This window comes from Zophobihabitans entericus (assembly GCF_011745665.1).
Classification (GTDB): Bacteria; Pseudomonadota; Gammaproteobacteria; order Enterobacterales; family Orbaceae; genus Zophobihabitans; species Zophobihabitans entericus.
The window spans coordinates 578,247-592,391 of the sequence record NZ_CP050253.1 but is presented as its reverse complement, the minus strand read 5'-3'; the positions used below and the strand labels follow the sequence as shown (position 1 = coordinate 592,391).

Below are 14,145 nucleotides of genomic sequence, written 5' to 3'. Positions count from 1 at the left end.
GCATGATATAAATTGAATTGTTAAGTAAGGGGAAACATTGATGAATGCACAAGTAAAAATGCCAACAGTTGCTTTAGTTCCGCAGGGAAGTATTGAAGCATATGTTCGTATGATCAATACCTACCCGATGCTAACTGCTGAAGAAGAGAAAGAGCTTGGTGAGCGTCTTTATTATCATGATGATGTTGAAGCCGCAAAACAACTAATTTTATCCCATTTGCGTTTTGTTGCGCATGTGGCTCGGAATTATTCTGGTTATGGATTACCACAAGCCGACCTTATTCAGGAAGGTAACATCGGTTTAATGAAAGCGGTTCGTCGTTTTAATCCGGAAATGGGGGTACGCTTAGTATCGTTTGCTGTGCACTGGATCAAAGCAGAAATCCATGAATACGTTCTTAAAAACTGGCGTATTGTTAAAGTGGCGACGACTAAAGCACAACGTAAACTATTCTTTAATTTGAGAAAATCTAAACAGCGTTTAGGTTGGTTTAATAACGAAGAAATCGGTATTGTTGCTGACGAACTTGGTGTGAGCAGAAAAGATGTCATGGAGATGGAATCTCGAATGGCTGCACAAGATATGTCATTTGATATCGATAATGACGATGATGACAACTCAATTGTTGCACCAGCACTTTATCTGCAAGATGAAAGTTCCAATTTCTCTGAAACAATTGAAAACGACAACTGGGATAACGATGCTGCTGATAAATTAAACTCAGCATTAGAGTCTTTAGATGAGCGTAGTCAGGATATTATTAAAGCGCGCTGGTTAGATGCTGATGACAGCAAATCGACACTGCAAGAATTGGCAAGCAAATATAATGTCTCTGCTGAACGTATTCGTCAGTTAGAAAAGAATGCGATGAAAAAACTACGTACTGCAATTGAAGCGTAAATTGTAGATTAGTTTAAGCTCATCAAAAATATAAAGCCCGCAATAGCGGGCTTTTTTATTATGACGACATAATCTCTATTAAGCGTGTTTAACTGCTTCAAGTAAACGACGCGCATCTTCGATATACATTTTAGCACGTTCAATTGGTGATTTAGATAGAGCTAACTCATCGTTACAGCATTCAATTGAAATAGGCATCTCTGGTAATGCTTTTAATAAGCTGACTAAATCAATACCACCACGACCTGGTGATAAACGATAGTTACGTGCCTGGTATAATAAACCTTCAGTATCTTTTGGTTTTTCTTTAGTACCATCACATAGCTGCATATAACGCCAACAATCTTTAGGCACTAATTTTAAATCTTCAAGTGTATCGCCACCACGATCGAAGTGTAATGGATCAATAATTAAACCCTGATTGTTTTGATTTGCTTTTTTCAATAATTCAACACCTGATTTAACAGTTGGAACATTCGTCCAAGGCATCGGTTCAATATTGATAGCAATTTTTAGTGGTGCCGCAATTTCACAAAGTAATGCAAAGTTATCAGCTAAACGATTAGGATCAGGATCATTACCAGCAAGTAATACCTGACTAGCCCCTAAACGAGCACCCGTTTCAAGTACTGGCAGGAAATTAATCACACGAGTATCTGGTTTTAAGCGGAAAATTTCAATATCCAGTACTTTAACCCCAGTTTCTTTCAAGCGACGTTCCACTTCACGGATCATCGGAGTATCGCCTACCGTTGGATAAACTGGCTCGGTCGGTGTAGCCGGAATTAAACGTAATCCCACATGAGTATAACCTGCTTCTGCTGCTACAATTACCTGATTTGCCGGAGAAACATCGAGTACCGTTAACGCGGCAAGACCAATAGGACGCTCAGCCATTATAAAACCTCCAAAATTAAGATAAAAAGAATGAAACTATTAGATATCTTAAGCTGATTGAACTGCAAAATTTATTCATTTTAGTTTTACTTGCATTCGTGTCATTCAGAAAAGAGCTAAGATGCTTTGATGGTTTTCCTCAAAATACATCTAACTATCTTTAAGGACTCAATTTTATACCTCAGAAAGAGATATTCTCAACAATTTTCAAAAGAAAAGTTAAATATTGACTTATTGATCACAAATTTTTGAATATAACCAAGTTTTATTGGTAAGAAATAGATAATTCAGTCCCCTGGCCCTCCAGTGTCACAAAAACACCAACAGCACAAATCAGGGTATCGTTATAGTAGATTAACGGTGTTCTTTGACGCAGCCATGGAGCGATTTGATACTCCTGCCAGATTTTCTTCAGAGAACGGGAACCTGTTCTACCGACAATAGCAAACTTACCTTGTGCCTGAAAGCGAATAGACACAGTTTCCTGCTCTGTTGGCTGACGTAGCTGACCCATATGTTGCTCTAAAATTGCAGTCAGCACACCTAAATTATCGGGTAAATTAATCGGCGTTTTAAGGTCCCAGCTAATCCGGATGTTCTCAATTGGTCGCATCGCGGGTAATAAGTAAAGACATTGCTGATAACGTCTGATTTGATGGTTATCAAGAATAAATTGTGGTGTTGCATCTTCTCTGGCCAGTGCCACTTCCTGCCAGATAATCGTTAGCTGCTGACGGGAAGGCATCGGCACATTATGGAATTTAAACCAAAGACGTAATAATGCATTACGTTTAGCTTCTGAATCATTTAAAAGTGGTTCTATCAGTAGACATCCCTGCTCACCCGTTAATGTAGACAGATGCTCTGATAATAACTCATCCAATAACTGCTGCTGTTCAGCGCAGAGCTGTGCACTGCGACTCACCATTTGTGTAAATTGTGGCCAGCGCTGCTGAAGAACTGGTAATACTCTTAAACGCAGGAAGTTACGATCATATTTATCATCCTGATTACTCTCATCTTCAACCCAGCTTAATGCGTTTTCCTGCGCATACTGTTCAATTTGCTGACGGGAAAAAGAGAGCAATGGCCGAAGAAGCTGCGTTTGCCCAAATGAGGTAACTACCGGCATAGATGACAGACCTGTCGGGCCGCTACCTCGTTTTAACGCCAGTAAAAATGTCTCACATTGATCATCAAGATGCTGAGCAGTACAAAGCACTTCCTGAGGTAAAAGCACTTGTTCAATAGATTCATAACGAGCCTCTCTGGCCTGAGATTCAATATTCCCAGAAGGTTCGAGATTAACATAACGAATCAGACACTCAACACCAGACTGCTGACAAGTCTGTTCACAATGTCTTGCCCAGTTATCTGCCTGCTGGCTTAAACCATGATGGATATAAATTGCTCTCAGTTTAAGATCAGGCCTTTTAGTATTACGTAGCAGAACTAAGCCATGTAACAAAACAGAAGAATCAACACCGCCACTATAAGCGACTAAAATGGCTGAATAGTCTTGTACAGCTTGCTCTAGGCGTTGAATAACGGACTTAGTTAATGGCTCTGTCTGCTGCATAGTCTTCGTTTATTGGTTAGAAATTTCGCTTATTATAACGGAAATAATCTTTTGCTCTAACCGTTTCATTCACCTTATATATTCTTTACGCCTTTATATGTGAATAAAATTTTTACACTTCTTGAGATATTCATCACATTAAGTCAGTGCTATAGTGATTATGCAACATTGATTTAACCAATTATTAAGCTATTTTTATTTGGAGAAAGACTATGCAGCATTTACTAAAAATGGTTCAAAAGAAGTCGCTTTTCATCTCTACAGGAGCATTACTCATGCTTAGCCTCCCTACTCAGGCAGAAATGCTTAATGCTTATATTGGCACCTATGCACCAAAAGGAGAAGGCGTTTACCTCACTCAAATCGATAGTCAGACCGGAGCAATGAATAAACCGACGCTGGCAGCCACTATCACTAATGGTGCACAACTCGTTTATAATGCTGATCAAAGCGTGATTTATGTTGCCAGTGAAATCAATAATTATCAGGGAACAACCAACGGTGCTATCGTGGCTTATAGCGTTGCCCAAAATGGTACTCTGACTGAGCTTAATCAGGTTAATTCAGAAGGTGCTGGTCCGGTTTATTTATCTATTCATCCTTCCGGTAAATTCTTACTGATTGCCAACTATATCAGTGGTTCAATTGCTGTTTATCCAATCAATAAAGATGGTAGTCTGGAAAAAGCAGTATCTGTTAAACAAAGTACCGGTGAACCAGGCCTAAGTTACCCTAAAGCTGCAGCTCCGGGTAGTTTTGCTCTGAGTGATCATGATGGCCCACATGCTCATATGATTAGCAGTGATCCTTCAGGTAAATTTGTGTTTTCGACTGATTTAGGCCTTGATCGTATCTATCAATGGAAATTTAATACTGAAACCGGTGAGCTAACGCCTAATACACCAGCTTTTATTATGGCATCATCTGAAGGCGCTGGACCGCGTCATTTTGTCTTCCATCCAAAAGCCAATATGATGTATCTCATCAACGAGGAAGCGTCGATTCTAACGTCTTATAATTTTGATAAAGACAAAGGCACATTAACTGAAAAACAAAGTATTTCTATCCTGCCAGTCGGGTATGAAGGAACCAGCTATGCTTCGGGCATCATTATCAATGAAACAGGGACTTCTCTGTACACAGTTAACCGTTTACATAACAGTATTTCCCAGTTTGCAATTGATAAAAATGGTGAGTTTTCTTTAGTGGATAACGTCTGGACACGTGGTGATTACACTCGTACCATCACCTTCTCACCAGATGGTAAATTTATCTATGCGATGAATCAGCGTAGTGACAATATGGTACGTTTTTCTGTTGATGCACAAACAGGTAAATTAACCTTTGTAGAAAACTACGTAGCAGTGCCGGCACCATCACAAATGATCTTTGCCAAATAATATATTTGAGTATTCCAAGGCGCCAATCGGCGCCTTTTTCATAAAGACTAAAGCCATTTTTATGACAAAGTGGTAAACTATCGCCAATAATGATTTTGGTGATAAAGATGCAATCCAATACCCTATTTATACAGCTTGCGAGTCTAAATAATTACTCTTTAACAGAGCTCCTAAGCCACCCGCGTTTATCTCCTGAAGTAATCGCTCAGACTCAGAGTTTTTCTGAAAACAGAAAAAAGCAGTTTTTAGCCTGTCGGGTAATATTAGCCGAGCTGTTACATCAATATTTTGGTCAGCCTCAATTACCTTCTATTATGATTAGCGATAACAGTCGCCCGGCTTTTATTGATACAACACTACCTGATTTTAATATCAGTCATAGCGATAATCATGTTGCTGTGGCGATCGCAACTAAAGGGCAAGTTGGGCTGGATATCGAGTTCCATCGGGAACGTAAGAATCTGGTTAAAGTGGCAACATCTTTCTTTTCAGAGCAGGAAAATCGGTGGCTAATATCACAACCAGAAAAGCTATCCGCCTTTTGGCAACTCTGGACTCTGCATGAAGCAGCACTGAAACTTTATGCTAAAGGTGTCTGGCAGATGAAGGACGTTGAGATAGACATTGAGAAACAAAAAGCTACCGCACCCTTTATTACTTCAGCTTATTGCCATTATCAACGACTTGACACCACTCACTTAGCTGTAAGCTGTAGCCAGATCATTGATAATATTCAATTTATTAAAATTTAACCCTTTGATTTATAATCAGTTTTTAATCAAGGTATTTAGTTTGTAGCTTTTCTCTGGCTGATTGATTCAAACCATACTCATGTTCCAACCAGCGGTCAATCGTTTGGTATTTATTTTTGATGGTGACCAGAGCAGCATCCAGATATTCTTCTTTAGCTGCAAAAAGATTACGGTGGCTTTCCAACTCTTCTTCTGTCAGCTGAGTTGCAAACTCTTTCAACAGCTTTTCTCTAAATTCTGCCAGTGCTTTTTCAGTATAAAGATAATCATCCATCACAGTCACTTCATCCGCACCTAATGCAAAAAGAGTCAGTGCCACACCGACACCTGTTCTGTCTTTACCTACAGCACAATGTTGAATGACTGCTGAATGATCATCTGTTTTTAACAGGCTGACTAACTGAGTATAAGCTGGATTATTAAATGGTAGTAAACGGTAAAGTTTCACCATAAAATCGCTAGGGTAACTTTTCTTCAGATCTGTGCCTTTAATATTATTGTTAAGCTCTTTTTCTAAGTCTGCACTAACATCAGTCAAAACAGGATTAGCAGGAAAATGATAATAACGGGCACTTTGCCATAACACATCCGGACGCATGTCGATTTCTGACTGATCACGGTAATCTAAAATCGCAGCAGCCGGGAACTTATCGCCTAAAAATTGTGTTTCATTTTCACTCAGCTGGCTTAAAGCGCCAGAACGAAACAACAAACCTGATTTAACTTTACGACCATCTTGTGCTTTAATTCCACCTAGATCCCGAAAATTAATGCCATTTTTAATGGGTACAATCGCCATAACCTATCCTTTCTTAATCACAACAATAAGAGATTTTAACCTACAATTAATGATATGCTAACATTTTATGGTCAGATGGCCAGTAACAAAATTTGCTCTTATCAATATCAGTTAACTGCTTAGGAAGACAACCATGACTGCTATGCCAATATCCTTAACCAATCGCCCTGCTTCACTACAATGGGGCAAAAACGCCTTACTCAGTGCTAAAGACGACGGAATGCAAATCCATTATCAGGTAGACAATAAATTGCAATCTGCCCAGCGTGCAGGTCGTAAACTGGATTCTCAGGGTATTAAAAGTGTAACACTTATCGGTAAAGGTTGGGATCTGGAGACTACCTGGCACTTCTGGCAAGGATTTCGTAGTCCAAAGCGCAATAATGTTATCACCTGGCCGGAGCTCTCTAAAAAACATCAAAAAGAGTTAACTGACCGCCTGCTTATCATTGACTGGGTACGTGACACGATTAATATGCCAGCAGAAGAGCTGGGACCTGTAACGCTGGCACAGCGCTGTGTTAGCTTAATCGCTTCGGTTACTGACAGTTTTGAATACAAAATTATCAAAGGTGAAGAGCTTAAAGATAAAAACTACATGGGTATTTATACTGTTGGACGTGGTTCAAGTCATGCTCCTGCCTTACTCGTTCTTGACTATAATCCAACCCAGGATCCTAAGGCACCTATTTTCGCCAGTCTGGTTGGTAAAGGGATCACCTTCGATTCAGGTGGTTATAGTTTAAAACCAACCAGTTTTATGGAATCGATGAAATCTGATATGGGTGGTGCAGCAACTGTTGCCGGCTCGCTAGCTCTGGCAATAACCCGAGGCCTGAAAAAACGAGTCAAACTCTTTATCTGCTGTGCTGATAATATGGTCAGCGGGGATGCATTCCGCTTAGGCGATATCATTCATTACCGGAATGGTAAAACTGTTGAAGTAACAAATACTGATGCAGAAGGCCGCTTAGTGCTTGCTGATGGTTTAATTGATGCTGAACATGACAATCCGGGTTGGATTCTTGATTGTGCTACACTAACTGGTGCAGCTAAAATTGCGGTAGGTAATGATTACCATTCTTTACTCACGTTTGATGATCAACTGGCTGGTAAACTATTTACCAGTGCAGCAGAAGAGAATGAACCATTCTGGCGTTTACCACTGGCAGAATTCCACCGTTCACAAATCCCATCACCTTTTGCTGATCTCAATAACAGTGGTTCTGCCAATACTGCCGGCGCAAGTACTGCCGCAGCTTTCCTGTCATACTTTTTGAAAAATTATCAAAAAAACTGGCTGCATATTGACTGTTCTGCGACTTATCGAAAAAGTGCAGTCGATCTCTGGGCAACTGGTGCAACAGGCATTGGGGTGCGAACAATTGCAAATTTACTACTCTCTAAATAGATATTTGAGATAATAAAAAAGGCATCATAAGATGCCTTTTTTATTAGTAATGATTAATGTCTATTCTGCAATCACTTCTGCTTTAGTAATATAAATAGGCTCAACAGGAACGTTTTGGTGACCACCAACTCGCTGCGTTTTTACTGCAACAATTTTATCTACCACATCCATTCCTTCAATTACTTTACCAAACACAGCATAGCCATAGTTTTGTGGAGACTGGTAGTTTAAGAATTTATTATCGACGACATTAATAAAAAATTGGCTAGTTGCACTATCCACAACATTAGTTCTTGCCATTGCGATTGTACCGCGTTCATTAAGTAAACCATTGTTCGCTTCATTTTTAATCGCTGGGCTTGTTTGTACAAACTCAAGTTGATCATCAGCACCACCGCCCTGAATCATAAAATTAGGGATAACGCGGTGGAATGTTAAACCATCATAAAAGCCACGATTAACATAATCTAAAAAGTTCTTGGTTGTAATTGGCGCATGTTCACTATCCAGCTCAACCACGATATCACCCATAGTCGTTTCCAGACGAACTTTAGTATCTGCAAATGAAGACATTGATACTACAGATAACGTTGCAGCCACAACAAGTAATACGAATTTTTTAAACATAACAATACCTTTTCAATGACATGTAAAATTACTATGACTAAACTTTAGCATTGATTGAAAATTTTCACTACTGAAAAATTGTTGTGCGAATATAAAGTTATGCTTTTTACCTCACAGATTTACTTATTCTTTTTTACTTATTTTTGCCCCTTATCATAATTACGATAATCGTTTTTTAGCCAAGGTAAGAGTATTTAATGTGGCGTAATACCTTATGTTTACTTTGTAAGTTGCCTTTAACACTGAGTCCCCACGGTATTTGTAGCCAGTGTATTAAACATATGACAACTTTACCTGTCTGTTGTTTGCGCTGCGGACTTCCTGTTCCAGGCCCAAAAGCACCTTGTTACCATTGCCGGATTCTTAAACCTAAATGGCAAACACTGATCGCGGTTTCTGACTATTGTGAACCATTGAAGAGTCTCATTGCCCGGTTAAAATTTTATCAGCAATATCAACTGGCCAGACCTCTGGCAAGATTATTACTACTGTCATGGCTTAAAGAGAGACGCCAGAGAGCTTTAATAAAACCAGAACTGATCTTACCCGTTCCTTTGCACAGAACTCGTTACCTGAAAAGGGGGTTTAATCAAACAGAGCTGCTGGCAAAACCATTAGCGCATTGGCTCAATTGTGCATATTCTGATGATTTATTAACCAGAATTAAACCTGCTTTAGAACAAAAAATGCTAAACGCACGAGCCCGGCGTTCAAACCTTCGTTCGGCCTTTCATTGCAATCAGAATTTGGCTGGTAAACACATTATGTTAGTGGATGATATTGTGACAACAGGCAGTACTATCAATGAAATCAGTTATATTTTGAAACAACAAGGCGCGGGTTCAATACAGATAATTTGTTTATGCCGTACCTTGTAGAATGCCATAACAGTCCCTATAATAATTGACAAATACACTCAACTATTTATCGGTGAGCAATAATGTCTATTATTACTATTACAGAGCCTGCACAGGCGCATTTCAAAAAACTTTTAGCTAATCAACCCGAAGGTACACAAATCCGCGTGTTTGTTATCAATCCGGGTACACCATCGGCTGAATGTGGCGTATCTTATTGTCCGCCTGATAGTATTGAAGAAAAAGATATCGAACAAAAATTTGATGACTTTTCAGCCTATATCGATGAGATTAGTGCACCATTTTTAGAAGAAGCATTTATTGACTTTGTAACTGATGAACTAGGTTCACAGTTAACCTTAAAATCACCTAATGCTAAAATGCGTAAAGTCGCCGATGACGCACCACTGATTGATAAAATCCAATATATCCTACAATCCACAATTAATCCTCAACTGGCAGGGCATGGTGGTTATGCTACTTTAATGGAAATCACTGATGATAACTACGTTGTGTTACAGTTTGGTGGCGGGTGTAATGGCTGCTCAATGATCGACGTAACTCTCAAGGAAGGTATTGAAAAAGAGTTGATGAAAGAATTCCCTGAAATTGCTGGTGTTAAGGACTTTACAGAGCACCAACGAGGCGAGCACTCTTACTATTAATTGATGCCTTTTCATCTGTTTTAGATTATACTGCTTACCCGTGTATATCATGAAAGTGGTATGTTTAGCTTTTAAGATGGTATGAGAGTTATGAATCAACAGAATATTATTTCTGATCTAATAAAATGGATTGAGAAAAGCCTTGAGCAACCGCTATCTATCGATAATGTAGCAAAAAAATCCGGTTACTCTAAATGGCACTTACAACGCATGTTTAAGGAAGTAACAGGTCAAATTTTGGGGACTTATATCCGCCATAGACGTTTGACTCATGCTGCCTTAGCATTGCATTTGACGAGTAAACCCATTTTAGATATTGCTATGCAATATCGTTTTGATTCGCAGCAAACATTTACTCGCTCATTTAAAAAGCAGTTCAAATTAACGCCGGCAAGTTACCGTCGTGCTGAATTCTGGGATCCAAGTGGACTTACGCCACCAATTGACCTGAATAAAACACCATTAATGTTACCAGAGCCTCAATTTGTTACTCTACCAGATAAGACTTTCTGGGGTGTTGCCTATAAAAATACCTGCAGTCTAAATGATTTATTAAGAGAGAAATTACTTCTTCGTCGTGAGTTTTTTAAAAATTATCTGGATAAATATGAAAAGGTTAATTTCGAATTACCTGCTAAGCTATATGCATTTAGTTGCCCGCAACAAAATAAAGATAGTCTGGATGAACAAGAAATTATCTACACCATCGCGTTAGATGAAAAGAAAGATCTAGAGAACATTACTGAATACCATCATTCGGAAGGTCTGTATGTCTGTTTTAGATTTAATGGAAGACCGGAAGACTTCTCAAATTTTATTAGTCAGATTTATCTGGCAGCCTTACCTGCACTAAGAATAAAACGACGCAATGGCAGTGATATCGAAGTGCATTACAATCGTTATCAATATCAGATAAAAGATCTACAAAAAGAGCCACCAAAAGTCATTGAATGTGATTACTATATTCCGGTTATCACTCAACATGAACTGGAAGAATTACAGCCAAAAAAATCGTAGCTTCTAACTACGATTTTTTTCATCTTTAGAATGAGTTAATAAATTTTCCTGTAACCAGCTTTTTAGTTCCGGCGGTGCTTCTTTCAGACTATTAGAACCACGCGTCACCGTTGCAATTCCAATCCCTAATCGCTCTTTAAGCTCACGCTGATTAATTGCACCTTCCAATAAATATTTAACAATTTTAACTCGTGTGACCAGTGCATCACGTTCATCAAGTGTCAGTAATAACCTTAAAAGATCAAAATGCATATCATCTTGAAAGGCTTTTTTTAATAGCTCAACTGTATCTTGCCAGTCGCTTTGTTGCATAGCAGATCCCTTTATCTTTAGTATAGTCGGGTGAATTCACTTTCAGTCAGAATACCCGATGCTTTATTATTCATAATGAGTTGATAAATGTAGTCATACACTAGCACACTTTTGACATAATTTCGCGTTTCAGTAAAAGGAATACTTTCAATAAATGCTGCAACATCCAGTTTCCCCTGACTTTCATCCAGCCAGCGCTTCACTCGTGTTGGGCCGGCATTATAGGCCGCAGAAGCTAAAACACGGTTTTTATCAAATTGTTGATAGACCTGCTCTAAAAATTGTGTTCCCAGACGAATGTTAACCAATGGCTCAAAAAGTTGCTCCGCTGATTGATAATTAATATCCGTCAGTTTACGAGCTGTATCCTTTGCCGTGCCTGGCATGAGTTGCATAAGTCCTCTGGCACCAGCCGGTGATTGTACATTCGCTTCTAACGCACTCTCCTGACGAGAAATTGCCATCGCATAGGATAATGAAATGTCATGATTTTTCATCGCATCTTTAAAGATGTCAGAATAAACCACCGGGAAACGTTCAACCCAGTTATTCCAGAGTTTTCCGGCAATCGTAGCTTGCACGCTGTGCGCTCCCCAGCCTTCACTATAAGCATAGCGCGCCAGCTCTGCCATCCGTTTTTCATTGGGATCTTTATTCAGGAAGAAACGCCATTCGCGTCCAGTTTCTTTATAGTTCCCCCAATAACGTAACTCTTTGATACGCTGAATCGCAGGTTCTTTACTGTAGCGGTCTTTAAGTAGTGTCTGCTCAACCTGAGGAGATGTACTATCAGTAACGGAATAATTAAAATCAAAATTATATTTAATGCCTAAATGTTCAGCGCTCAACATAGGGTAAAAGCCTCTACCCTGAGCGAGTTTTTTCAAAATAGTATCACCTTCGCTAGTTTTACTCTCCCGATAAAGCAACTGCGCCTGCCAGTATTGCCATTCATCTTTTTGTTTGGCTGATGTTGGCAGTACATTTAACCATTTGGCTAATTCTTCTTTCTCTCCACCAAGCAGAGCCAGTCGAATACGGCGCTCAATTAAAGAGACATTTTTGCTGTCAGAAATAACGTTATCACGCCATTTAACCTGTGCTGGTGTTGCATCAGTACCAAAGTATCGGCCGGCAATATATTCAGTCAGCGATTGTTCCTGCTCTGTCGTTAAACTTTGTTGTTTAACCAAGGTTGGTAATAAAGCCAAAGCCTTATCGGCATTGATTCGGGCATATCGTAAAAAAGATGCCATTGTAATGTCACGGGTAAAATTACTTGGTTTAATTGCACGAGAAAAATCAGCTAACTTTTCCGGATGATCAATGACGTTTAGTAATGCTCCACGAGTAGTTTTATAGCTATCAGGTAATTGCTTTGCAAGGTATCTGGCAAGTTTAACATTACCACTGGAAAGCGCCTTGTCGGTCCGTAGTAAAATTAAATTTGGTGTTTTTAATCCGGCATCATCCCATGCTTTTAGGGCGTCATCACAAACAGAAGGTAAGTCTTTCCCCAGAAGCCACAAATCTTTCATTTGTTCTAACGCTTTCGTTTTTGGATCCAGCTGCACTTTGGCATAGATAACCCGACACTGAGAATCAATTGAACTATCTACAGGAAATGTAGATAGTGTTTTCCAGTCTGCACGAGCCGTTAGCTCTTTTATATACAAACGCTGTAAATCTAAAGAGAGGGGCATATCACTATAGGTTTTAATAAAAGATTGTGCTTCAGCAGGAGTCACAGTTTTAATATTGGCTGACAAATACTGATACTGGGCATAAGGGTACAAAGAATACTCTTTCAAGGAATCGAGGAGTTTGCGTTGTTCTGCCGGCTCGAGTTTAGCGTGTGTCGTATTCCATGTACGATAACGCTCTCTTAAATCATGTAGTGAAGTGCTCGCATAACTGTACGAACACAAACTGGCAACCAGCCCAACTACACCAGTTGCTTTTAATAATGCTCCAAACACAGGGTACCATCCTTAGTTAAACTCTTTTACAACCTATATACTTTATCATGTGTGTACTATTTTATAAGTATTAATTACAAATTACCGCACATTATGTCCAGTACTGACAAGGCTGACAATAGATTATACCAATAAGTGATAACGATTAGAGAGAGAAAATAAACCTGATTCGAGTGATTTATAAGCAATCTAATGAAAAGATGAAATAATTTAGATTATTTGTTTGCAAACTCAAGGTTTTCCTATATGATGTCCTCCTCCTAACGCGGGGTGGAGCAGCTTGGTAGCTCGTCGGGCTCATAACCCGAAGGTCGTAGGTTCAAATCCTGCCCCCGCAACCAATTTCCTTTTGTTTCTATTTCTCCTAAGTTTTACCAATATTCACACAAATTCAACCATTTGATTTAATTAAAGTTTTTATTTAAAGCTATAGTTCCGCTTTGTTTACTGTTTAGGGTTGCACGGCATCGTCGCGATTGGTAGATCTTCGAATGGTGGAATCATTAGATTGTATGTTTTGCGCGACACAGTCACACTTTATAGATCTTAGAACGGTGAAACCATTCGATTGTATGTGTTGCACGACACCATTGCGCTTTATCGATCTTAGAATAGTGAAGCCACTAGATAGTATGTGTGGCGACACTGTCGTGCTTGTAGATCTTAGAGCCGTGATGTAATTAGCCCGGGTGTGAGCTTAGCGGTACTATTTCGATGCGCTGAACATGCAAGCCATGTAACGCTTACTTCATAGCACCACTAAGCTCAGTATGCATCCAATAAACTTCACTGATAAAAGAAAAGGTCAAAAGATTAATAAGTGATCTTTTAAATTTTGAATAGAAACAGAAAAGTTAAAATAAAAACACAATAAAATCAAATACTTATAAAATAATAACTATTTGATTTTATTAAAGTTTTTAGTTGGTGAATATATCAGGGTTGTTAG

13 protein-coding genes and 1 tRNA gene are annotated in these 14,145 nt (G+C 39.1%); 8 read left to right on the top strand and 6 right to left on the bottom strand.

Annotated features, from left to right (window positions below; translation table 11 throughout):
• The first annotated feature begins 40 nt into the window (after window positions 1-40).
• A complete protein-coding gene (gene rpoH, locus IPMB12_RS02690; RefSeq protein WP_166914701.1) occupies window positions 41-901 on the top strand; it encodes an RNA polymerase sigma factor RpoH in 861 nt (286 codons plus the stop codon).
• Between the two features lie 78 nt (window positions 902-979).
• Here the strand turns inward: rpoH and IPMB12_RS02685 are convergent, their stop codons facing one another.
• A complete protein-coding gene (locus IPMB12_RS02685; protein ID WP_166914699.1) occupies window positions 980-1,798 on the bottom strand; it encodes a sugar phosphate isomerase/epimerase family protein in 819 nt (272 codons plus the stop codon).
• A 265-nt stretch (window positions 1,799-2,063) separates the two neighbouring features.
• Entirely contained in the window at window positions 2,064-3,377 is a 1,314-nt protein-coding gene (gene tilS, locus IPMB12_RS02680) for a tRNA lysidine(34) synthetase TilS (RefSeq protein WP_166914697.1), read from the bottom strand.
• A gap of 212 nt (window positions 3,378-3,589) precedes the next feature.
• Between tilS and IPMB12_RS02675 the strand changes: the two genes are divergently transcribed.
• Together IPMB12_RS02675 and IPMB12_RS02670 are read left to right on the top strand one after the other, a co-directional pair.
• Window positions 3,590-4,777: a lactonase family protein gene (locus IPMB12_RS02675; protein ID WP_208293532.1), complete on the top strand. Its 1,188-nt coding sequence runs from the start codon at window positions 3,590-3,592 to the stop codon at window positions 4,775-4,777.
• Window positions 4,778-4,884: 107 nt separating this feature from the next.
• Window positions 4,885-5,529 carry a 4'-phosphopantetheinyl transferase family protein gene (locus IPMB12_RS02670; protein ID WP_166914695.1) on the top strand — a complete coding sequence of 215 codons (645 nt, stop codon included), beginning with the start codon at window positions 4,885-4,887 and terminating at the stop codon, window positions 5,527-5,529.
• 22 nt (window positions 5,530-5,551) lie between these two features.
• Here the strand turns inward: IPMB12_RS02670 and IPMB12_RS02665 are convergent, their stop codons facing one another.
• Entirely contained in the window at window positions 5,552-6,328 is a 777-nt protein-coding gene (locus IPMB12_RS02665) for a tyrosine-protein phosphatase (protein ID WP_166914693.1), read from the bottom strand.
• A 142-nt stretch (window positions 6,329-6,470) separates the two neighbouring features.
• On the opposite strand from IPMB12_RS02665, the gene pepB reads away from it, so the two are divergent.
• Window positions 6,471-7,739, top strand: a complete 1,269-nt coding sequence (gene pepB / locus IPMB12_RS02660; RefSeq protein WP_166917667.1) for an aminopeptidase PepB — start codon at window positions 6,471-6,473, stop codon at window positions 7,737-7,739.
• A 60-nt stretch (window positions 7,740-7,799) separates the two neighbouring features.
• Here pepB and IPMB12_RS02655 read toward each other — a convergent pair whose 3' ends face one another.
• A complete protein-coding gene (locus IPMB12_RS02655) occupies window positions 7,800-8,366 on the bottom strand; it encodes a peptidylprolyl isomerase (RefSeq protein ID WP_166914691.1) in 567 nt (188 codons plus the stop codon).
• A 197-nt stretch (window positions 8,367-8,563) separates the two neighbouring features.
• Here IPMB12_RS02655 and IPMB12_RS02650 point away from each other — a divergent pair, with 197 nt between their 5' ends.
• From IPMB12_RS02650 to robA, 3 genes are all read left to right on the top strand, one after another.
• Window positions 8,564-9,244, top strand: a complete 681-nt coding sequence (locus tag IPMB12_RS02650; protein WP_166914689.1) for a phosphoribosyltransferase family protein — start codon at window positions 8,564-8,566, stop codon at window positions 9,242-9,244.
• 62 nt (window positions 9,245-9,306) lie between these two features.
• On the top strand, window positions 9,307-9,888 hold the full coding sequence (nfuA, locus tag IPMB12_RS02645; protein ID WP_323811315.1) for a Fe-S biogenesis protein NfuA: 582 nt from the start codon (window positions 9,307-9,309) through the stop codon (window positions 9,886-9,888).
• 90 nt (window positions 9,889-9,978) lie between these two features.
• A complete protein-coding gene (robA, locus tag IPMB12_RS02640) occupies window positions 9,979-10,905 on the top strand; it encodes an MDR efflux pump AcrAB transcriptional activator RobA (RefSeq protein ID WP_166914687.1) in 927 nt (308 codons plus the stop codon).
• Between the two features lie 3 nt (window positions 10,906-10,908).
• Here robA and trpR read toward each other — a convergent pair whose 3' ends face one another.
• Together trpR and sltY are read right to left on the bottom strand one after the other, a co-directional pair.
• Window positions 10,909-11,217 (bottom strand): trp operon repressor, encoded by a 309-nt coding sequence (gene trpR, locus IPMB12_RS02635; RefSeq protein ID WP_166914685.1) that lies wholly within the window; start codon window positions 11,215-11,217, stop codon window positions 10,909-10,911.
• A 17-nt stretch (window positions 11,218-11,234) separates the two neighbouring features.
• Complete coding sequence (gene sltY, locus IPMB12_RS02630; protein WP_166914682.1) at window positions 11,235-13,196, bottom strand: murein transglycosylase; 1,962 nt, start codon at window positions 13,194-13,196, stop codon at window positions 11,235-11,237.
• A 264-nt stretch (window positions 13,197-13,460) separates the two neighbouring features.
• On the opposite strand from sltY, the gene IPMB12_RS02625 reads away from it, so the two are divergent.
• A tRNA-Met gene (locus IPMB12_RS02625) sits at window positions 13,461-13,537 on the top strand.
• Window positions 13,538-14,145: the final 608 nt, after the last annotated feature.